17 protein-coding genes and 6 pseudogenes are annotated in these 19,680 nt (G+C 52.0%); 15 read left to right on the forward strand and 8 right to left on the reverse strand.

Annotation, left to right across the window (positions count from 1 at the left end):
- The first annotated feature begins 232 nt into the window (after positions 1-232).
- Complete coding sequence (locus H7R76_RS01500; RefSeq protein WP_106925056.1) at positions 233-742, forward strand: RrF2 family transcriptional regulator; 510 nt, start codon at positions 233-235, stop codon at positions 740-742.
- A gap of 44 nt (positions 743-786) precedes the next feature.
- Here H7R76_RS01500 and uspA read toward each other — a convergent pair whose 3' ends face one another.
- Positions 787-1,224, reverse strand: coding sequence for a universal stress protein UspA (gene uspA, locus H7R76_RS01505; protein ID WP_106925057.1), 438 nt, complete (start codon positions 1,222-1,224; stop codon positions 787-789).
- A gap of 380 nt (positions 1,225-1,604) precedes the next feature.
- Between uspA and uspB the strand changes: the two genes are divergently transcribed.
- Positions 1,605-1,940: a universal stress protein UspB gene (uspB, locus tag H7R76_RS01510; protein ID WP_035894834.1), complete on the forward strand. Its 336-nt coding sequence runs from the start codon at positions 1,605-1,607 to the stop codon at positions 1,938-1,940.
- Between the two features lie 61 nt (positions 1,941-2,001).
- On the opposite strand, the gene pitA is transcribed toward uspB, so the two are convergent.
- Entirely contained in the window at positions 2,002-3,489 is a 1,488-nt protein-coding gene (pitA, locus tag H7R76_RS01515) for an inorganic phosphate transporter PitA (RefSeq protein WP_106925058.1), read from the reverse strand.
- Positions 3,490-3,719: 230 nt separating this feature from the next.
- Here pitA and H7R76_RS01520 point away from each other — a divergent pair, with 230 nt between their 5' ends.
- Both H7R76_RS01520 and H7R76_RS01525 read left to right on the forward strand, forming a co-directional pair.
- Positions 3,720-4,922: a BaiN/RdsA family NAD(P)/FAD-dependent oxidoreductase gene (locus tag H7R76_RS01520; RefSeq protein ID WP_182966822.1), complete on the forward strand. Its 1,203-nt coding sequence runs from the start codon at positions 3,720-3,722 to the stop codon at positions 4,920-4,922.
- Positions 4,923-5,064: 142 nt separating this feature from the next.
- Positions 5,065-5,907 carry a TnsA endonuclease N-terminal domain-containing protein gene (locus tag H7R76_RS01525; RefSeq protein ID WP_182966824.1) on the forward strand — a complete coding sequence of 281 codons (843 nt, stop codon included), beginning with the start codon at positions 5,065-5,067 and terminating at the stop codon, positions 5,905-5,907.
- 185 nt (positions 5,908-6,092) lie between these two features.
- Here the strand turns inward: H7R76_RS01525 and H7R76_RS01530 are convergent, their stop codons facing one another.
- Positions 6,093-7,073: an IS5-like element ISKpn26 family transposase gene (locus H7R76_RS01530; RefSeq protein ID WP_182930037.1), complete on the reverse strand. Its 981-nt coding sequence runs from the start codon at positions 7,071-7,073 to the stop codon at positions 6,093-6,095.
- Positions 7,074-7,142: 69 nt separating this feature from the next.
- On the opposite strand from H7R76_RS01530, the pseudogene H7R76_RS01535 reads away from it, so the two are divergent.
- Positions 7,143-7,508, forward strand: a pseudogene (locus H7R76_RS01535) (multicopper oxidase domain-containing protein); the annotation flags it as partial.
- 147 nt (positions 7,509-7,655) lie between these two features.
- On the opposite strand, the gene H7R76_RS01540 reads toward H7R76_RS01535, so the two are convergent.
- The gene (locus tag H7R76_RS01540) at positions 7,656-8,636 is read right to left on the reverse strand and encodes an IS5-like element ISKpn26 family transposase (protein WP_182918900.1); all 981 of its coding nucleotides are present in this window, start codon (positions 8,634-8,636) and stop codon (positions 7,656-7,658) included.
- A gap of 69 nt (positions 8,637-8,705) precedes the next feature.
- Here H7R76_RS01540 and pcoA point away from each other — a divergent pair.
- The 6 genes and pseudogenes from pcoA to H7R76_RS01570 all read left to right on the forward strand — a co-directional run.
- Positions 8,706-10,145: pseudogene (gene pcoA / locus H7R76_RS01545) on the forward strand (multicopper oxidase PcoA); the annotation flags it as partial.
- Between the two features lie 5 nt (positions 10,146-10,150).
- The gene (gene pcoB, locus H7R76_RS01550) at positions 10,151-11,041 is read left to right on the forward strand and encodes a copper resistance outer membrane transporter PcoB (protein ID WP_001378118.1); all 891 of its coding nucleotides are present in this window, start codon (positions 10,151-10,153) and stop codon (positions 11,039-11,041) included.
- A 39-nt stretch (positions 11,042-11,080) separates the two neighbouring features.
- Positions 11,081-11,461, forward strand: a complete 381-nt coding sequence (gene pcoC, locus H7R76_RS01555; protein WP_000025662.1) for a copper resistance system metallochaperone PcoC — start codon at positions 11,081-11,083, stop codon at positions 11,459-11,461.
- A 55-nt stretch (positions 11,462-11,516) separates the two neighbouring features.
- The gene (pcoD, locus tag H7R76_RS01560; protein WP_229692861.1) at positions 11,517-12,395 is read left to right on the forward strand and encodes a copper resistance inner membrane protein PcoD; all 879 of its coding nucleotides are present in this window, start codon (positions 11,517-11,519) and stop codon (positions 12,393-12,395) included.
- A gap of 54 nt (positions 12,396-12,449) precedes the next feature.
- A complete protein-coding gene (gene pcoR, locus H7R76_RS01565) occupies positions 12,450-13,130 on the forward strand; it encodes a copper response regulator transcription factor PcoR (protein ID WP_001188930.1) in 681 nt (226 codons plus the stop codon).
- A pseudogene (locus H7R76_RS01570) lies at positions 13,127-13,420 on the forward strand (hypothetical protein); the annotation flags it as partial. The gene pcoR and the pseudogene H7R76_RS01570, both read left to right, overlap by 4 nt.
- Positions 13,421-13,452: 32 nt before the next feature.
- Here the strand turns inward: H7R76_RS01570 and tnpC are convergent.
- The 3 genes and pseudogenes from tnpC to tnpA all read right to left on the reverse strand — a co-directional run bounded on the left by tnpC (position 13,453) and on the right by tnpA (position 15,825).
- Positions 13,453-15,041 (reverse strand): annotated as a pseudogene (tnpC, locus tag H7R76_RS01575) (IS66 family transposase).
- A 29-nt stretch (positions 15,042-15,070) separates the two neighbouring features.
- Positions 15,071-15,421, reverse strand: coding sequence for an IS66 family insertion sequence element accessory protein TnpB (tnpB, locus tag H7R76_RS01580; protein ID WP_032414478.1), 351 nt, complete (start codon positions 15,419-15,421; stop codon positions 15,071-15,073).
- Positions 15,418-15,825, reverse strand: a complete 408-nt coding sequence (tnpA, locus tag H7R76_RS01585) for an IS66-like element accessory protein TnpA (RefSeq protein ID WP_015632445.1) — start codon at positions 15,823-15,825, stop codon at positions 15,418-15,420. The genes tnpB and tnpA overlap by 4 nt, the downstream gene beginning before the upstream one ends.
- A gap of 86 nt (positions 15,826-15,911) precedes the next feature.
- On the opposite strand from tnpA, the pseudogene pcoS (H7R76_RS01590) reads away from it, so the two are divergent.
- The 3 genes and pseudogenes from pcoS (H7R76_RS01590) to pcoS (H7R76_RS01600) form a co-directional block, all read left to right on the forward strand.
- Positions 15,912-16,349, forward strand: a pseudogene (gene pcoS / locus H7R76_RS01590) (copper resistance membrane spanning protein PcoS); the annotation flags it as partial.
- A gap of 101 nt (positions 16,350-16,450) precedes the next feature.
- The gene (locus H7R76_RS01595; protein ID WP_003033020.1) at positions 16,451-17,482 is read left to right on the forward strand and encodes an IS630-like element ISEc33 family transposase; all 1,032 of its coding nucleotides are present in this window, start codon (positions 16,451-16,453) and stop codon (positions 17,480-17,482) included.
- A gap of 19 nt (positions 17,483-17,501) precedes the next feature.
- A pseudogene (gene pcoS / locus H7R76_RS01600) lies at positions 17,502-17,930 on the forward strand (copper resistance membrane spanning protein PcoS); the annotation flags it as partial.
- A 10-nt stretch (positions 17,931-17,940) separates the two neighbouring features.
- Here the strand turns inward: pcoS (H7R76_RS01600) and H7R76_RS01605 are convergent.
- Positions 17,941-19,169, reverse strand: a protein-coding gene (locus tag H7R76_RS01605) for an IS3-like element ISEc27 family transposase (protein ID WP_148116659.1) whose coding sequence is annotated in 2 segments (ribosomal slippage) — positions 17,941-18,854 and positions 18,854-19,169 — 1,230 coding nt in all. Because the reading frame shifts where the segments join, the coding sequence is not laid out codon by codon here.
- Between H7R76_RS01605 and H7R76_RS01610 the strand changes: the two genes are divergently transcribed.
- Positions 19,168-19,518, forward strand: coding sequence for an ATP-binding protein (locus tag H7R76_RS01610; RefSeq protein WP_286187641.1), 351 nt, complete (start codon positions 19,168-19,170; stop codon positions 19,516-19,518). The two genes, H7R76_RS01605 and H7R76_RS01610, sit on opposite strands and share 2 nt — an antisense overlap.
- Positions 19,519-19,680: the final 162 nt, after the last annotated feature.

Below are 19,680 nucleotides of genomic sequence, written 5' to 3' on the forward strand. Positions count from 1 at the left end.
TACGGTTATCTCACGGGTCACGTTGATTTATTGACTAGGATTTTATTTGTCGTAGTTTAGAAAAGCAATCGGATTTGGATTCTTTTCTCGAGCCTGACGAGTTATTTGGGTATATGTATATGATAAGTAGATAATTAAATTATTTGTGTTCGAGAGATTAAGCGCGGTGTCTGGATTGCATGGCGTGAAAAAGATACAATCAACTCAGATTCATTTTGGCTGAGATAAGAGCATGGCATTCTACAGTTCCGGGGTTGAGTACGGCATTCATAGTCTGATGTGTATGGTGGATGGCAAAGGCGACGCCCGTGATATGAGCGTGCGCGAAATCGCCGAACTGCAGCGAGTGCCCTACGACTACCTGGCTAAAATCTTTACCCGCCTGTCGAAGGCTGGGCTGGTGCGCAGCAGCGAAGGGAAGGGCGGTGGCTTCCAGCTGGCAAAACCGGCTGAAGACATTACCGTGCTAGACGTGGCCAACGCCATTGACGGCGATAAACGCATTTTTGAATGCCGTGAGATCCGTCAGCGGCTGGCGGTGTTTGATGAGCAGCCGCCGGAGTGGGCATGCGAAGGCATTTGCGGCGTACGTTCGGTGATGGATATGGCGCAGCAGCGGATGGAAGAGGCGCTAGGCCAGCATACGATTCTCGATCTGGCGCGTAAGATGTACCGCAAAGCGCCGGACACCTTCGTGGTAGAAGTGCAGGAGTGGATTGCCGGGCGGAAAGGCGAGAAATAAAAACGCCTGCTTGCGCAGGCGTTTCACGATGCTCAACGCGAGATTTATTCTTCTTCGTCGTCGCGCAGCGGAACGATCAGCATATCGACGTGGACGGTGTTGATCAGCTGACGTGCGGACGACATCAGCTTGCTCCAGAAGTCCTGATGATGGCCGCACACCACCAGGTCCATGTCGTATTTCTTAATCGCATCAACCAGCACCTGGCCCAGATCGCCGCTGCCGCTCAGGGTCTCGGTGATAGGATAGCCAGCGTTGGTGGACAGCTCACTCAGCGCGTGGTGGGTCTCTTCGGAGATGCGTTTCTGCATATCGCCCAGATTGACGTCGATAAGCCCGGTATAGAGATCGGAATAGTTCACGTCAACGTGGATCAACGAGACTTTTGCATTGTAGGGGCGAGCCATTGAAACCGCTTTTTCCACCAGCACTTTGCTTTCCGGTGAAAGGTCGACCGCGATCAGAATGTGTTTGTAAGCCATAGTGTTACTCCTTTCATAAAGTTGTCGATGACTGTGGACCAGACAGCCCATGCGCTGTCCCTTGCCCGCGTCCTGCGTGCTAAACGCGCGGGATTTGCCCTTAAAGACCTAATTGTAGAAGATATTTCTACCTTATAGCGGCCTTGGGGCGCCGTCAATGCATCCGGTTCGCCAATTAGTTAAACAAATTTTTCCTGCTTACGTATTGATAACGATTAACCTTGTGGTAAAAAATTTAACTGATCTCCTACACTATTTAATGAGCCGATCGGATTAATTAACGTGATCCGAATCTCATTCTTTTTCTATTGGTGTGGGTGGGTTATTGGGGAGCGGTATGTCCTGCGGAGTCTCCGAGGACTGGTCGCCGGGGAGGCGTTATGATCAGCACGATTGCGCTGTTTTGGGCCCTGTGTGTCGTATGTGTAGTTAATATGGCACGTTACTTCTCATCGTTGCGTGCGTTATTGGTTGTGCTACGCGGTTGTGATCCCTTGCTTTATCAGTATGTTGACGGCGGTGGCTTTTTTACTTCGCACGGTCAACCGGGTAAACAAATGCGCCTGGTCTGGTATATCTACGGGCAGCGATACCGCGATCATCATGATGATGAGTTTATTCGCCGCTGTGAACGGGTTCGTCGCCAGTTTATTTTAACCAGTTCGCTATGCGGGCTGGTGGTGATTAGCTTGATTGCCCTGATGATTTGGCACTAAGTAAAAAAAAACGGGCCAGTTTCCTGACCCGTTTTCTGTTTACTGCGACTGTGCGTAGCGTTTAGATAAGCTTGAGCGACAGCCAGTAGAGCACGCCGGACAGCAGGATAGAAGCTGGCAGCGTAAAGACCCAGGCCATCAGGATGTTCGTCACGGTTTTTCTTTGCAGACCGCCACCGTCAACCACCATGGTACCCGCCACGGAGGAGGACAGCACGTGGGTGGTGGATACCGGCATGCCGGTATAGCTTGCCAGACCGATGGAGACCGCAGATGTCATCTGTGCCGCCATGCCTTGGGCATAGGTCATGCCTTTCTTACCGATTTTCTCGCCGATGGTGGTCGCGACGCGACGCCAGCCGATCATCGTACCCACACCCAGCGCCAGCGCGACGGCCATAATAATCCAGATAGGCGCGTACTCGATGGTGCTCAGCATGTCCGTTTTCAGTTTCTTCAGCAGACGCTGGTCGTCAGCGTTCACGTCCGGCATCTTCGCCACTTTATCCGTGGTGTCAGAGATGCAGAGCATGATACGACGCAGCTGGCCGCGCTGTTCCACGGAAAGAGTGTCATAGCTCTCAACGTTGGTCAGCATGGCTTTCGCACGGTCAAGCGCGTTGATGGTGTTCGCCGGATGGCAGTGGAATTCCACGGCGGCCTCGGCTTCCGGGGTTAGCGGCTCAGCGCTGTTCGCCACTTTCAGCAACAGCTCTGGGCGCTGCTGGAAGAAGGTTTCAACGTTGTTGACCGCATCGCGGGTACGGGTGATTTCGTAGCCGGACGCGTTCATGTTAACCACGAAACCCGCCGGTGCGACGCCAATCAGTACCAGCATGACCAGGCCAATGCCTTTCTGACCGTCGTTTGCGCCATGGGAGAATGCCACGCCAATCGCGGAAAGAATCAGGGCAATACGCGTCCAGAACGGCGGCTTTTTCTTACCGTCTTTCTTTTCACGCTCGGCAGGCGTCAGGTGGATACGGGCGCGTTTTTTGGTTCCGCTCCAGTAGCGACGCAGCAGGAAAATCAGGCCACCGGCCACGACCAGACCCACAATGGGCGAAATGATCAACGAGCCGAAAATATTTATGACTTTCGGGATGTTGAGCGCATCGACCACCGATGTGCCGGTCATCAGCGCATTGGTTAAACCAATACCGATAATCGCGCCAATCAGCGTGTGGGAGCTGGAAGCTGGCAGACCGAAATACCAGGTGCCAAGGTTCCATATAATGGCCGCCAGCAGCATGGAGAAGACCATGGCCAGGCCGTGTGCGGAGCCCATATTAAGCAGCAGGTCCGTTGGCAGCATATGCACAATCGCATAGGCAACGCTCAGACCGCCCAACAGGACGCCGAGGAAGTTAAAGATCGCCGCCATCGCAACAGCAAGCTGCGAACGCATAGCGCGGGTATAAATTACGGTAGCAACTGCATTCGCGGTATCGTGGAAGCCGTTAATCGCTTCGTAGAACAGAACGAACATCAGTGCCAGAACTAACAACAGCCCGGTGTGTAAATCCAGGCCTGCAAACAAATGTAACATAGGACGTTACGCCATTTTGAGGACATGAACGCGCGGCATTATCAGGGACATTGGCGGCGCGGGCAAAGTGAAATCTCTACTTTTTTTGATATTTATCCGTATTCGTTAAAAGGTTGAAAATAATTATTTCTGATGTATCAATCAGATAAGTCGGGTTTGTCGAGATTCCACTGGTATGACAACAATGAAAAATTTACACTTCCCGACAATACCTATGTTGAGGATAGTGCGTGGAAAGGTTTGATGCCATTGTAGTGGGTGCCGGAGCGGCGGGAATGTTTTGTGCAGCCATGGCGGGGCAGGCTGGCCGCCGCGTTTTGCTGTTGGATAACGGCAAAAAACCGGGGCGTAAAATCCTGATGTCCGGCGGTGGTCGCTGTAATTTTACTAACCTTTATGTCGAGCCCGCGGCCTATCTCAGTCAAAACCCGCATTTTTGCAAATCTGCTCTCGCGCGCTACACCCAATGGGACTTTATCGATTTGGTCGGCAAGCACGGTATTGCCTGGCATGAGAAGACCCTCGGGCAGCTGTTTTGCGATGATTCCGCGGAACAGATTGTTGCGATGCTGGTGGCTGAATGTGCAAAGGGTAACGTGACGACGCGCCTGCGCAGTGAAATTCTCAGCGTGGCCCGTGATGATGCCGGTTACACGCTAACGCTGAATGGCGACACGGTGGCGGCAGATAAGCTGGTGATCGCCAGCGGCGGCCTATCGATGCCGGGCCTCGGGGCATCGCCTTTCGGCTATAAAATTGCCGAGCAGTTTGGTCTGAAGGTCCTGCCGACCCGCGCCGGACTGGTACCGTTCACCCTGCATAAGCCAATGCTGGAACAGTTCCAGGTTCTGTCCGGCGTCTCCGTACCGTCGGTGATAACCGCTGAGGACGGTACGGTATTCCGCGAAAGCCTGCTTTTCACCCACCGCGGCCTGTCCGGCCCGGCAGTGCTGCAAATCTCCAGCTATTGGCAGGCCGGCGAGTTTGTCAGCATTAATCTGCTTCCGGACGTGGATCTGAGCACCTTTATTGATGAACAGCGCGCGGCGCACCCGAACCAAAGTCTGAAAAATACGCTGGCGATACTGTTGCCGAAGCGTCTGGTTGAGTGCCTGCAACAGCTTGGGCAAATTCCGGACGTTACGCTTAAACAGCTGAACGTGCGTGAGCAGCAGACGCTGGTAGATACCCTGACCTGCTGGCGCGTGCAGCCTAACGGCACCGAAGGCTATCGTACGGCGGAGGTGACCCTTGGCGGCGTTGATACTCACGAATTGTCGTCGCGCACCATGGAGGCGAAGAAAGCACCGGGCCTGTATTTTATTGGCGAAGTGATGGATGTGACCGGCTGGCTGGGCGGCTATAACTTCCAGTGGGCGTGGTCCAGCGCCTGGGCGTGCGCGCAGGCGCTGGCCGATGTCCGAGGACAATAAAGTTGTACACAAAGCACTAAAGTTGTAACCATTCTCAAAAAACGACGCTAATGTTGTATACTTACTGAATGTGTGGTTATAGGGTTGGAGACTATAAAATGCACATATAGGTACGTATCAATGTCGTTTTTAGGGTACGATCATGGCTAGGGGTAGGCGTCTCAAATCCTATTTGGATTATGAAAATGCGCTAGGTGACGGCATAGGAGTGGGCTATGGCCAAAGTTATCAGCCCTGGCTTAGAGCTCGGGACGTTAAATCCCGTGGAAACCGTTCGATAGTCTTTGGCCTTAAGACGTTTCGAAACCATCATCTCCTTTCTTCTGTCGAAAGTAACTTTTTCTATCTGGCTGAGTTTAATGACTCGGTGATTGATATCCGGGAACAATTCCCACTCTTTCCTCTCCGGCTTACCCAACAAATAGCAAATCATCTACATTTTCAACATCCTATGGTGAGGGGAGTAAGAGGAGTACCTGTCGAAGTTCTGAATGTTATGACAACCGATTTTTTACTGACCTTGAGAACTCCTGAAGGCGGACTTCGATACAAAGCTATAGCAGTAAAACATAACGAGAGCATACCTGAACGCGAAGCCCAAAAACTTGAAATAGAGAGGATGTTTTGGCAGTTGATTGATGTTGAGTTTCAAATTTATGTTGGCTCGGAACTCAATAACGTCGTCGGTAAAAACATTTGCTGGGCTACTTCTGTATTAAGAGATGGTTCTGAATTTTATGATAAATATCCTCTTGATAAAATCCTATGGAAGCTTAAACCAGATGTTTATCCCATAGTAGGACTACGTGCAATGATTTCATCAATCTTTGGGGTAGATGCACAAGAAGCGATGATGTTATTGCAGGCAATGATTGGATTAAAAATGATAAATGTTGATTTATCATATCCAATACTCGAAACCGGTCTGATAAAGATAATTTCCAATGACCACTATATAGGACTGAACGCAAATGGATATTATTAGGAATTCAGTCTGGCTCTCTCAAGGCACTGATTTGCTTGGGAAGGTGCGAATAAGCAGGTCATTTCTTCCAAAGCTGACTCGCTGATTAAAATTTCGCGGATCTGGGCCGATTTTTTTCCCGCAAACACATCGAATCAGCCTATTTAGGCTATTTTTTCCGCCATTTCTGGCGTTATTTCCGGTTTTTAGTGAGATCTCTCCCACTGACGTATCATTTGGTCCACCCGAAACAGGTTGGCCAGGGTGAATAACATCGCCAGTTGGTTATCATTTTTCAGCAGCCCCTTGTATCTGGCTTTCACGAAGCCGAACTGCCGCTTGATGATGCGAAACGGGTGCTCCACCTTGGCACGGATGCTGGCTTTCATGTATTCGATGTTGATGGCCGTTTTGTTCTTGCGCGGATGCTGCTTCAAGGTTTTTACCTTGCCGGGACGCTCGGCGATCAGCCAGTCCACATCCACCTCGGCCAGCTCCTCGCGCTGTGGCGCTCCTTGGTAGCCGGCATCGGCTGAGACAAATTGCTCCTCTCCATGAAGCAGATTACTCAGCTGATTGAGGTCATGCTCGTTGGCCGCGGTGGTGACTAGGCTGTGGGTCAGGCCACTCTTGGCATCGACACCAATGTGGGCCTTCATGCCAAAGTGCCACTGATTGCCTTTCTTGGTCTGATGCATCTCCGGATCGCGTTGCTGCTCTTTGTTCTTGGTAGAGCTGGGTGCCTCAATGATGGTGGCATCCACCAAAGTGCCTTGGGTCATCATGACGCCTGCTTCGGCCAGCCAGCGATTGATGGTCTTGAACAATTGACGGGCCAGTTGATGCTGCTCGAGCAGGTGGCGGAAATTCATGATGGTGGTGCGATCCGGCAGGGCGCTATCCAGGGATAATCGGGCAAACAGGCGCATGGAGGCGATTTCGTACAGGGCATCTTCCATGGCACCGTCGCTCAGGTTGTACCAATGCTGCATGCAGTGAATACGCAGCATGGTCTCCAGCGGATAGGGCCGTCGGCCATTGCCCGCCTTGGGATAAAACGGCTCGATGACAGCGGTCATATTCTGCCATGGCAGAATATGCTCCATGCGGGAGAGGAAAATCTCTTTTCGGGTCTGACGGCGCTTAGTGCTGAATTCACTATCGGCGAAGGTGAGTTGATGGCTCATGATGTCCCTCTGGGATGCGCTCCGGATGAACATGATGATCTCATATCAGGAACTTGTTCGCACCTTCCCTACGTTTACACCTTTAAGGTTAAGCAGAACGGGACTTACTGGTACCACAGCCATTCCGGTCTGCAGGAACAGGAGGGGGTATACGGTGCCATTATCATCGATGCCAGGGAGCCAGAACCGTTTGCTTACGATCGTGAGCATGTGGTCATGTTGTCTGACTGGACCGATGAAAATCCTCACAGCCTGCTGAAAAAATTAAAAAAACAGTCGGATTACTACAATTTCAATAAACCAACCGTTGGCTCTTTTTTCCGCGACGTGAATACCAGGGGGCTGTCAGCCACCATTGCCGATCGGAAAATGTGGGCTGAAATGAAAATGAATCCGACTGACCTCGCGGATGTCAGTGGCTACACCTACACCTATGGAAGGTGCGAATAAGCAGGTCATTTCTTCCAAAGCTGACTCGCTGATTAAAATTTCGCGGATCTGGGCCGATTTTTTTCCCGCAAACACATCGAATCAGCCTATTTAGGCTATTTTTTCCGCCATTTCTGGCGTTATTTCCGGTTTTTAGTGAGATCTCTCCCACTGACGTATCATTTGGTCCACCCGAAACAGGTTGGCCAGGGTGAATAACATCGCCAGTTGGTTATCATTTTTCAGCAGCCCCTTGTATCTGGCTTTCACGAAGCCGAACTGCCGCTTGATGATGCGAAACGGGTGCTCCACCCTGGCACGGATGCTGGCTTTCATGTATTCGATGTTGATGGCCGTTTTGTTCTTGCGCGGATGCTGCTTCAAGGTTTTTACCTTGCCGGGACGCTCGGCGATCAGCCAGTCCACATCCACCTCGGCCAGCTCCTCGCGCTGTGGCGCTCCTTGGTAGCCGGCATCGGCTGAGACAAATTGCTCCTCTCCATGAAGCAGATTACTCAGCTGATTGAGGTCATGCTCGTTGGCCGCGGTGGTGACTAGGCTGTGGGTCAGGCCACTCTTGGCATCGACACCAATGTGGGCCTTCATGCCAAAGTGCCACTGATTGCCTTTCTTGGTCTGATGCATCTCCGGATCGCGTTGCTGCTCTTTGTTCTTGGTAGAGCTGGGTGCCTCAATGATGGTGGCATCCACCAAAGTGCCTTGGGTCATCATGACGCCTGCTTCGGCCAGCCAGCGATTGATGGTCTTGAACAATTGACGGGCCAGTTGATGCTGCTCGAGCAGGTGGCGGAAATTCATGATGGTGGTGCGATCCGGCAGGGCGCTATCCAGGGATAATCGGGCAAACAGGCGCATGGAGGCGATTTCGTACAGGGCATCTTCCATGGCACCGTCGCTCAGGTTGTACCAATGCTGCATGCAGTGAATACGCAGCATGGTCTCCAGCGGATAGGGCCGTCGGCCATTGCCCGCCTTGGGATAAAACGGCTCGATGACAGCGGTCATATTCTGCCATGGCAGAATATGCTCCATGCGGGAGAGGAAAATCTCTTTTCGGGTCTGACGGCGCTTAGTGCTGAATTCACTATCGGCGAAGGTGAGTTGATGGCTCATGATGTCCCTCTGGGATGCGCTCCGGATGAACATGATGATCTCATATCAGGAACTTGTTCGCACCTTCCCTACGTTTACACCTTTAAGGTTAAGCAGAACGGGACTTACTGGTACCACAGCCATTCCGGTCTGCAGGAACAGGAGGGGGTATACGGTGCCATTATCATCGATGCCAGGGAGCCAGAACCGTTTGCTTACGATCGTGAGCATGTGGTCATGTTGTCTGACTGGACCGATGAAAATCCTCACAGCCTGCTGAAAAAATTAAAAAAACAGTCGGATTACTACAATTTCAATAAACCAACCGTTGGCTCTTTTTTCCGCGACGTGAATACCAGGGGGCTGTCAGCCACCATTGCCGATCGGAAAATGTGGGCTGAAATGAAAATGAATCCGACTGACCTCGCGGATGTCAGTGGCTACACCTACACCTATCTCATGAACGGGCAGGCCCCGCTGAAAAACTGGACCGGACTGTTCCGTCCCGGTGAAAAGATACGCTTACGGTTTATCAACGGCTCGGCAATGACCTATTTCGATATCCGTATCCCTGGGCTGAAAATGACGGTCGTGGCTGCAGATGGCCAGTATGTAAACCCGGTTACCGTTGACGAATTCAGGATTGCCGTTGCCGAAACCTATGATGTCATTGTGGAGCCTCAGGGTGAGGCCTATACCATCTTCGCACAATCCATGGACAGGACCGGTTACGCTCGAGGGACACTGGCCACGAGAGAGGGGTTAAGTGCTGCCGTTCCCCCCCTCGATCCCCGTCCTCTGTTGACCATGGAAGATATGGGTATGGGGGGAATGGGACATGATATGGCAGGAATGGACCACAGCCAGATGGGAGGCATGGATAACAGCGGAGAGATGATGTCTATGGACGGTGCTGACCTTCCGGATAGCGGGACATCCTCCGCGCCCATGGATCACAGCAGCATGGCCGGTATGGATCATTCCCGGATGGCCGGAATGCCGGGTATGCAAAGTCATCCTGCGTCAGAAACGGATAACCCACTGGTTGATATGCAGGCGATGAGCGTCTCTCCGAAATTAAATGATCCGGGTATTGGTCTTCGAAATAACGGAAGAAAGGTTCTCACGTACGCGGATTTGAAAAGCCGCTTTGAGGATCCTGACGGACGTGAACCTGGCCGTACCATAGAACTGCATTTAACCGGCCACATGGAAAAGTTTGCCTGGTCATTTAACGGAATCAAGTTTTCAGATGCCGCACCGGTGCTGCTGAAATACGGTGAGCGGCTCAGGATCACGCTGATCAACGATACCATGATGACTCACCCCATTCACCTGCATGGTATGTGGAGCGATCTGGAAGATGAAAACGGTAATTTCATGGTTCGTAAACACACAATAGATGTTCCCCCTGGTACAAAACGCAGTTACAGAGTGACAGCAGATGCGCTTGGCCGCTGGGCGTATCACTGCCATTTGCTCTATCACATGGAAATGGGAATGTTTCGTGAAGTCCGGGTGGAGGAATGATGCGAATGAAGAGAAATTTGAAGGCCATACCTGTTCTGGTCGCCGGTTTGTTTACCTCACAGCTTTCTATTGCGGCGGGCTCCGTCTCTGCAGATCCCCACGCCGGGCACGACATGTCTGCCATGCAGATGCCAGCAGATGAGAATTTCACTGAGATGACGTCAATGGAGCCCATTGTAACTGAGAGCAGAACGCCAATTCCGCCTGTTACCGATGCCGACCGGAAGGCTGCATTCGGCAATTTACAGGGGCATGCGATTCACGACAGTGCGATTAATTATCTGGTTCTGCTGGATCAACTGGAATGGCAACGGTCGGATAACACCAACAATTTCAGCTGGAGTGTTAACAGCTGGATTGGAGGCGACACAGATCGGATTTGGCTAAAGAGTGAAGGTGAACGAAGCAATGGGGAAACGGAGGCGGCTGAAGCGCAGTTACTCTGGGGACATGCGGTTGGCCCATGGTGGGATTTGGTTGCGGGTGTCAGGCAGGATTTCAGACCTGCTTCTGCCCGGACCTGGGCTGCTGTCGGTTTTCAGGGGCTGGCACTCTATAATTTTGAGTCTGAAATTACGGGTTTTGTCAGTAATGGCGGAAAAGCAGCCCTTCGTCTGGGAGGAGAATACGACGTTTTACTGACTAACCGGCTCATACTCCAGCCATCCTATGAGGTGAATTTCTACAGTCAGGATGATGAATCGCGGGGTCGCGGCAGGGGACTGACTGACACAGAGCTGGGGCTCCGGCTGCGCTATGAAATACGCCGTGAGTTTGCACCCTATATAGGCGTTTCCTGGAATCAACTTTACGGGAAAACATCCGATATGGCGAAAAGAGAAGGTGAGAAAGACCATCAGGTAGTATTCCTGGCGGGAGCCAGAATCTGGTTTTAACGCACTGATATAAAACACTCAACTAAACAGGTAAATAAAATGTCGATTTTAAATAAAGCCATTCTTACAGGTGGCCTCGTTATGGGCGTTGCTTTCTCTGCTATGGCCCATCCGGAATTAAAAAGCTCTGTGCCACAGGCTGATTCAGCCGTAGCGGCCCCGGAAAAGATTCAGCTTAATTTCTCGGAAAATCTGACCGTGAAATTCTCAGGTGCAAAATTAACGATGACGGGTATGAAAGGCATGTCATCACATTCTCCGATGCCGGTCGCGGCAAAAGTGGCGCCAGGCGCTGACCCTAAATCGATGGTCATTATTCCGCGAGAGCCTTTACCCGCTGGCACTTATCGTGTTGACTGGCGCGCGGTTTCTTCAGATACGCACCCTATTACCGGTAATTACACCTTTACAGTGAAGTAATATTATGAACGACCTGATTATGATTGTTATTCGTTTTCTTCTTTATCTGGATTTGATGGTAATATTTGGATTGCCATTTTTTCAGATATATGGAATAAGCGGTGTCAGACATGAAACCTATAACCTGACTAATTTCAGGTCGTTTATAACCTTTGCTGTTGTTACAGGCATCATTCTTACTGGCATTAATATGCTCCTGGTATCTAATGCCATGAGTGGAGTAACTGACCTCAGAGAATTATCCATCCATGTTATCGAGATGGTGATAGAAGAAACTGATGTGGGTATTAGCTGGATTGTCAGGCTCTGTGCCCTGTTTACCACACTCGGTGCTTTGTTCCTTTACACTAATAAGAGAGTATTGTCCTGCCTGCTGATGACGATGAGTGGGGGCGTGGCGCTGGCTACACTTGCCTGGGGAGGACACGCCGTTATGCATGACGGTCTGCATTACTATCTCCATTTACTGAGCGATCTGACCCATCTCGGCGCTGCAGGTGCCTGGACAGGTGCTCTGGTTGCATTTGCTATCCTGCTGATGCGCAGAAACGAGCATAATGCACAGAGCGTCATTGTGATATCTGACTCCCTGGCAAAATTTGCCACGGCAGGAACGGTGATTGTTGTAGCCCTGATCCTGAGTGCGCTGGTCAACTATCTGTATATTGCTGAGGGTAACTTAACTCCCTTATTCAACAGTTCCTGGGGGAGGATATTGCTTGCCAAGACGGCTCTGTTTGTTCTGATGCTTCTTCTGGCTGCAGCAAACCGGTTTCACCTGGGTCCCCGGCTTGAAGTTATGGTCAGGGAAGGGAATTATGATCGCAGCGTTGCCCTGATGCGAAACAGCATCCTGACAGAATTCGTTGTTGCGATTATCATTCTGGGCGCCGTAGCGTGGCTCGGAATGCTTGCTCCATCTCAGGTCAGCTAGGGGACAGCCAAAGCTCATGCGTGAGATTTTTACTTTCATATCAGCGAGTTGACCATGCAGCGTATTTTAATCGTTGAAGACGAACAAAAAACAGGTCGTTACCTGCAGCAGGGACTGGTTGAGGAAGGCTATCAGGCCGATCTCTTTAATAATGGCCGCGATGGTCTCGGGGCCGCGTCGAAGGGACAGTATGATTTGATAATACTGGACGTGATGCTGCCTTTCCTCGACGGGTGGCAAATCATCAGCGCACTGAGGGAGTCCGGGCACGAAGAACCGGTCCTGTTTTTAACCGCAAAGGACAACGTGCGGGACAAAGTGAAAGGACTGGAGCTTGGCGCAGATGACTACCTGATTAAGCCCTTTGATTTTACGGAGCTGGTTGCACGTGTAAGAACCCTACTGCGCCGGGCACGCTCGCAGGCCGCAACAGTCTGCACCATCGCCGATATGACCGTTGATATGGTGCGCCGGACCGTGATCCGTTCGGGGAAGAAGATCCATCTCACCGGTAAAGAATACGTTCTGCTTGAGTTGCTGCTGCAACGCACCGGAGAAGTGTTACCCAGGAGTCTTATCTCGTCCCTGGTCTGGAACATGAATTTTGACAGTGATACGAATGTGATTGATGTCGCCGTGAGACGTCTGAGAAGTAAAATTGATGATGACTTTGAGCCAAAACTGATCCATACCGTTCGCGGTGCCGGATATGTCCTGGAGATCAGAGAAGAGTGAGGTTCAAAATTTCCCTGACCACACGCCTGAGCCTGATTTTTTCTGCGGTGATGCTTACGGTATGGTGGTTATCAAGTTTTATCCTGATTAGCACCCTTAATGGCTATTTCGATAATCAGGACCGCGATTTTCTGACAGGTAAACTTCAGCTCACCGAAGAGTTTCTTAAAACAGAGACGTTCAGGAACAAAACGGATATTAAGTCATTATCAGAAAAAATAAACGATGCGATGGTGGGGCACAATGGCTTATTCATTTCTATAAAAAACATGGAAAATGAAAAAATTGTGTAAGCGTTAACCGGACGCCGTATTGACACTGGTCAGGCAGGTATAGCCACGTTCCACGGCAGAAGTTCACCAACCCTGTTGGAAGGCCACTCAGGCAGAACGCTCAGGATGTGGCGCAGATACGCTTCTGGATCGATACCGTTCAGACGGCACGTTCCGATCAGTCCGTACAGCAGTGCACCACGTTCGCCACCATGATCGCTCCCGAAGAAGATGTAGTTTTTCTTTCCCAGGCAGACGGCGCGAAGCGCCCGCTCCGCGGCGTTATTGTCGGGTTCCGCCAGACCGTCACGGCAGTAGTAACACAGGGCATCCCACTGGTTCAGGGCATACGTGAACGCCTCTCCCAGCCGGGATTTTTTCGACAGTGTCGCACTTTTCTCCACCATCCACTCATGCAGTGACGCCAGCAGCGGCGCACTCCGCGACTGTCTGGCCGCCAGACGCTCTGTCTCCGGCATGCCGCGTATTTCCGCTTCGATGGCGTACAGTTCGCCGATGCGTTTCAGCGCTTCCTCCGCCGTGGCGCTCTGGCTGCTGATGTACACGTCGTGGATTTTTCGGCGGGCATGCGCCCAGCATGCCGCCTCTGTCAGCACGCCGCCTTCTCGCGATGTACTGAACAGCCGGTCATACCCCGCGAAGGCATCTGCCTGCAGGACGCCACGGAAGGAGCGAAGGTGCAGCTCCGGGTGTTTTCCCTGCCGGTCCGGTGAGTACGCGAACCACGCTGCCGGAGGATCTGACGAACCGGCATTCCGGTCATCCCGGACATACGTCCAGATACGCCCGGTTTTCGTCTTTTTCCTGCCCGGCGCCAGCACCGGCACTGGAGTATCATCTGTATGCAGTTTGCGGCAGTTCATCACGTAGTGATAAAGGGCTTCGTCCAGCGGCGCCATTAAACGGCAGCACGTATCCACCCAGTTGGAGAGCAGTGCGCGGCTCAGCTCCACCCCCTGGCGGGCAAGGATTTCCGTCTGGCGGTACAGCGGCAGATGTTCACAGTATTTGGCTGTTAACACACGGGCCAGCAGACCCGGTCCGGCGATACCCCGCTCGACAGGACGTGACGGCGCGGGAGCTTCCACGATACCGTCACATTTTGTGCAGGCTTTTTTACCCGCACTGTGCGGATCACTTTCAGGGCGCTGGCAACCAGCTCCAGCTGCTCCGCGCTGACTTCGCTGAGGTACGCCATTTCACCGCCACATGCCGGGCAGCAGGTTTCTTCCGGCTCCAGCCGGAGTATCTCACGGGGAAGATGTTCCGGAAGCGGACGACGGTGCCGGGACTGACGGAGCTGGCGGGGAACCTGCGGGTCGTCTTCCCGCCCACTGTAACGATCGCTCGCCTGTTCGCGCTGTTTCAGCAGCGCTTCGGCCTGTGCCACCTCGCGGCGCAGTTTTTCAGAACGGGTGCCGAACATCATACGGCGCAGTTTTTCTATCTGAGACCTCAGGTGTTCTATCTCCCGTTCGTCTTCCTCGATCTTTTCTTCAGCGCGGGTCAGCGCAGAGCGCAGGAAGGCCTCAGTCTCGGCAACGAGACTGAGCTGGCTGTCTTTCCGGCGAAGTTCTTCTTCCAGCGCGGTGATACGGGCGAGATAGTCCTGACTCATGACCCATTTATAATGCGGCCATGCTTTTTTTACAACATTGTCAGTGAGTTAAGACGGGGTGTTTTGGGCTGACGCCAGTCCAGCTTATCGAGGAGCATGGCCAGTTGCGAGCGACTAATGGCCACCTTGCCGTCGCGCACGGCGGGCCAGATGAACTGCCCTTCCTCAAGGCGTTTGGTGAAGAGGCACAGTCCATCCGCATCTGCCCAGAGAATTTTGACGGTATCACCCCGGCGGCCACGGAAGATGAACAGGTGGCCGGAGAAGGGGTTCTCATCCAGTACGTGCTGTATCTGCTCGCCCAGACCGTTGAAGGATTTACGCATGTCGGTGGCGCCGGCGACCAGCCAGATACGGGTGCCAGACGGGAGGGAGATCATCGTCCCCTCCCGGTCAGTTCGCGAAGCAGTGTTTTCAGGATAGCGGGAGATAAGTTCCCTGTCAGGCGCAGACTGGCGCTCCCGACAGCCACTTCGCAGGTCATCACCTCACCGTAAGCGGAACCGGATGGTTCATAGTGTGGTTCTGCATGATGTGACAGGGACATGTCAGATACCACAACAGGGATGACAGCATCAGGTTTACTGACTGAACGTTGTATTTCATCGGGCAAAAGGTGGCTGTAGCGCTGGCGCCATGTAAACAACAGATTGTCATTAATCCCGTGTTCTCTGGCCAGTTGGGCCACGCAGGCTCCAGGCTGATAAGATTTTTCGACAAGTTCCAGTTTAAAGTCCATGGAGTAAGACGCACGAACCCTGCGGGGACGAAGAGAATCTGACATTGATAGAGTCCATTAACGTTTATAAGAGGACTCTATCATCGTCAATCACCGGAAATTTCAACAGACGGTACTGAGATGACGCTTACAAAATTGTTGAACTCTATGCCAAAAATTCTGTTGTTCCAGCGGTCCTGCTTAATAAGTCGGGTGATATTCTCGACTATATGATCCAGACGGAAGAAAATAACACCGTGTATCGCAGTATCTCGCGGCGGGTTGCCGTGACGCCGGAACAGGGTAAAAGCAAATATGTCATCATTACGGTTGCCACGGATACTGGGTATCACACCCTGTTTATGGACAAACTCAGTACCTGGCTGTTCTGGTTCAATATCGGTCTGGTCTTTATTTCTGTTTTTCTGGGCTGGCTGACCACACGTATTGGTCTGAAACCGCTACGGGAAATGACCAGTCTGGCTTCCTCCATGACCGTACACAGCCTGGATCAGCGTCTAAATCCCGATCTGGCTCCGCCGGAAATCTCTGAGACCATGCAGGAGTTCAATAATATGTTTGATCGCCTAAATAGCTGCGCGGAATAGTAGATCACTGAAAGGGAACTCAGCCCGGATTGCGCGATCTGATCATTCGCCAAACCAACCAAAACCACCAACCGGACTGAGCGATGCCGATCATAGCACCAATACCCCGTGGCGAACGACGCCTGATGCAGAAAGCTATTCATAAAACGCGCGATAAAAATCATGCCCGCAGACTCACGGCCATGCTGATGCTTCATCGGGGTGAACGGGTCAGCGATGTTGCCAGAACTCTCTGTTGTGCCCGTTCATCCGTTGGTCGCTGGATTAACTGGTTTACGCACTCAGGTATTGAAGGCCTGAAATCCTTACCCGCAGGGCGCTCCCGACGCTGGCCTTTTGAACATATCTGCACCCTGTTACGTGAGCTGATAAAGCATTCTCCCGGCGATTTTGGTTATCAACGTTCACGCTGGAGCACCGAATTACTGGCAATAAAAATCAATGAGATAACCGGTTGCCAGTTACATGCAGGAACCGTTCGCCGCTGGTTGCCATCTGCGGGGCTTGTATGGCGCAGGGCCGCGCCAACTCTGCGCATCCGTGACCCACATAAAGATGAAAAGATGGCGGTAATCCACAAAGCGCTGGATGAATGCAACGCAGAGCATCCGGTATTTTATGAAGATGAAGTGGATATTCACCTTAATCCTAAAATCGGTGCGGACTGGCAGTTGCGCGGACAGCAGAAACGGGTAGTGACGCCGGGGCAGAACGAAAAATACTATCTGGCCGGCGCACTGCACAGTGGCACGGGTAAAGTCAGCTACGTGGGCGGCAACAGCAAAAGTTCAGCGCTGTTTATCGCTCTGCTGAAGCACCTGAAAGCCACTTACCGGCGGGCGAAAACAATCACGCTGATCGTTGATAACTACATTATCCATAAAAGCCGCGAAACACAGCGCTGGTTGAAAGCAAATCCCAAGTTCAGGGTAATTTACCAGCCGGTTTACTCGCCGTGGGTGAATCATGTGGAACGGCTATGGCAGGCACTTCATGACACGATAACCCGTAATCATCAGTGCCGCTCAATGTGGCAGTTACTGAAAAAGGTCCGCCATTTTATGGAAACCGCCAGCCCATTCCCCGGAGGAAAACATGGTCAGGCAAAAGTGTAGCGGTATTAGGCGCAGCTATTTAGAGGGGGCATTCCGGAAACTGTCAGATTTCTCGTCTGACATCGCGCATGAGCTGCGCACACCAGTCAGTAATCTGATGATGCAGACGCAGTTTGCACTGGCTAAGGAAAGGGATGTTTCGCATTACCGCGAAATTTTATTCGCTAACCTGGAAGAACTGAAAAGGTTGTCACGAATGACCAGTGACATGCTTTTTCTGGCACGTTCAGAGCATGGTCTGCTGCGGCTGGATAAACATGATGTGGATCTGGCAGCCGAACTGAATGAATTACGTGAGTTGTTCGAGCCCCTGGCAGACGAAACAGGAAAGACAATCACGGTTGAAGGAGAGGGCGTTGTTGCCGGAGACAGCGATATGCTCCGACGTGCTTTCAGTAACCTGCTTTCCAATGCAATCAAGTATTCTCCCGATAACACCTGTACAGCTGGATTGGCCCCTATATTTCCATACACTTTTTATCACTTAACCCATTACTGGTTCGCCGCCGCAGATATTCCCGTGGCGAACGATACCCCAGTGCACTATGCGGATGCCATTCGTTGTAATGTTCGAAGGCCTCCGCAAGGTTCTTTACCGCTGTTAACCCGTCGGGTTTCGGCATGATGCTGATGTAATCGCGCTTCATCGTTTTCACGAAGCTCTCTGCCATCCCGTTGCTTTCCGGGCTACGTACCGCCGTATGTTTAGGCTCCAGTCCTACCATTCTGGCGAACTGACGCGTCTGATAAGAACGGTAGGCTGAACCGTTGTCTGTCAGCCACTCAACTGGGGATGTCGGCAGGCTGTTACCGAAACGACGCTCCACGGCACCCAGCATGACGTCCTGCACGGTTTCACTGTCATATCCACCGTTACTGGCCGCCCAGTAAAGTGCCTCGCGATCGCAACAGTCCAGAGCGAACGTGACCCGCAGTTTTTCACCGTTATCACAGCTGAACTCGAAGCCGTCAGAGCACCACCGCTGGTTACTTTCTCCAACGGCCACTTTCCCTGTATGCGCCCGCTTCGATGGCGGTATTTCCGGTTTACGCTCAAGCAGCAGCGCATTCTGACGCATGATGCGGTATACGCGTTTGGCATTGATCACCGCCATGTCGTCAGTTTCTGATTGTCTGCGCAGCAGTGCCCATACCCGACGATAACCATAGGTGGGCAGATCGCCGATAACGGTATGGATACGGGCCAGCGCGTCAGTATCATCAGGCTTGCGCTTGCACCGACGATCCTGCCAGTCCTTTGACCGACGGGCCATGGCATGCAGTTGCGCACGTGAGACCCGGAGGCAACGACTGACAAGGCTTATTCGCCATCCTCCGGCAACAAGGGCACGTGCGCTATCCACTTTTTTTGTCGGCCATATTCAACGGCTTCTTTTAGCAGCTCGTTTTCCATGGTTTTCTTGCCCAACAGGCGTTGCAGCTCTTTAATTTGCTTCATCGCAGATGCCAGCTCCGACGCGGGCACAACCTGTTCTCCTGCGGCAACGGCTGTAAGGCTGCCTTCCTGATACTGCTTACGCCACAGGAACAGCTGACTGGCAGCAACGCCATGCTGACGGGCGACCAGCGACACGGTCATTCCGGGCTCAAAACTCTGCTGAACAATGGCGATTTTTTCCTGAACACTTCGCCGTCTGCGCTTCTCTGGACCTAAAACATCAATCATTCGGACTCCAACGACTAGTCTAAAAACTAGTATTAAGACTATCACTAACTTAAGTGATACCAACTGTCTGGAGATTCAGGGGGCCAGTCTAACAGCGATACACCTTGAGCGTGACAGTGACTGTGTGAACGTGATGATTACGAATACGATGTCCGGCCAGGTTCCCGCTAATCTGGAACGTTTGTTTGACCGGTTCTATCGCGCAGACTCATCAAGGTTCTACAACACGGAAGGCGCGGGGCTGGGATTATCAATTACAAGGTCGATCATTCATGCTCACGGCGGCGAGCTGTCAGCAGAACAGCAGGGGCGTGAAATTGTGTTCAAAGTGCGCCTGTTAATGGATTAATCCCGTTGTTCAGGAGAAACCTGGAAGGTGACAAAATTGTCATCATTCAGTCACGCGATAAACAGAGGCGGTTTTTTATAATTATTCATAAATCAGGAGCAGCGTGATAACACAATCACCTGGTTCCTGGAGTGATGATTAACCCGCCCTGAGATCAACTGC

The organism is Klebsiella sp. WP8-S18-ESBL-06 (genome assembly GCF_014169755.1).
GTDB classification, from domain to species: Bacteria; Pseudomonadota; Gammaproteobacteria; order Enterobacterales; family Enterobacteriaceae; genus Kluyvera; species Kluyvera ascorbata_B.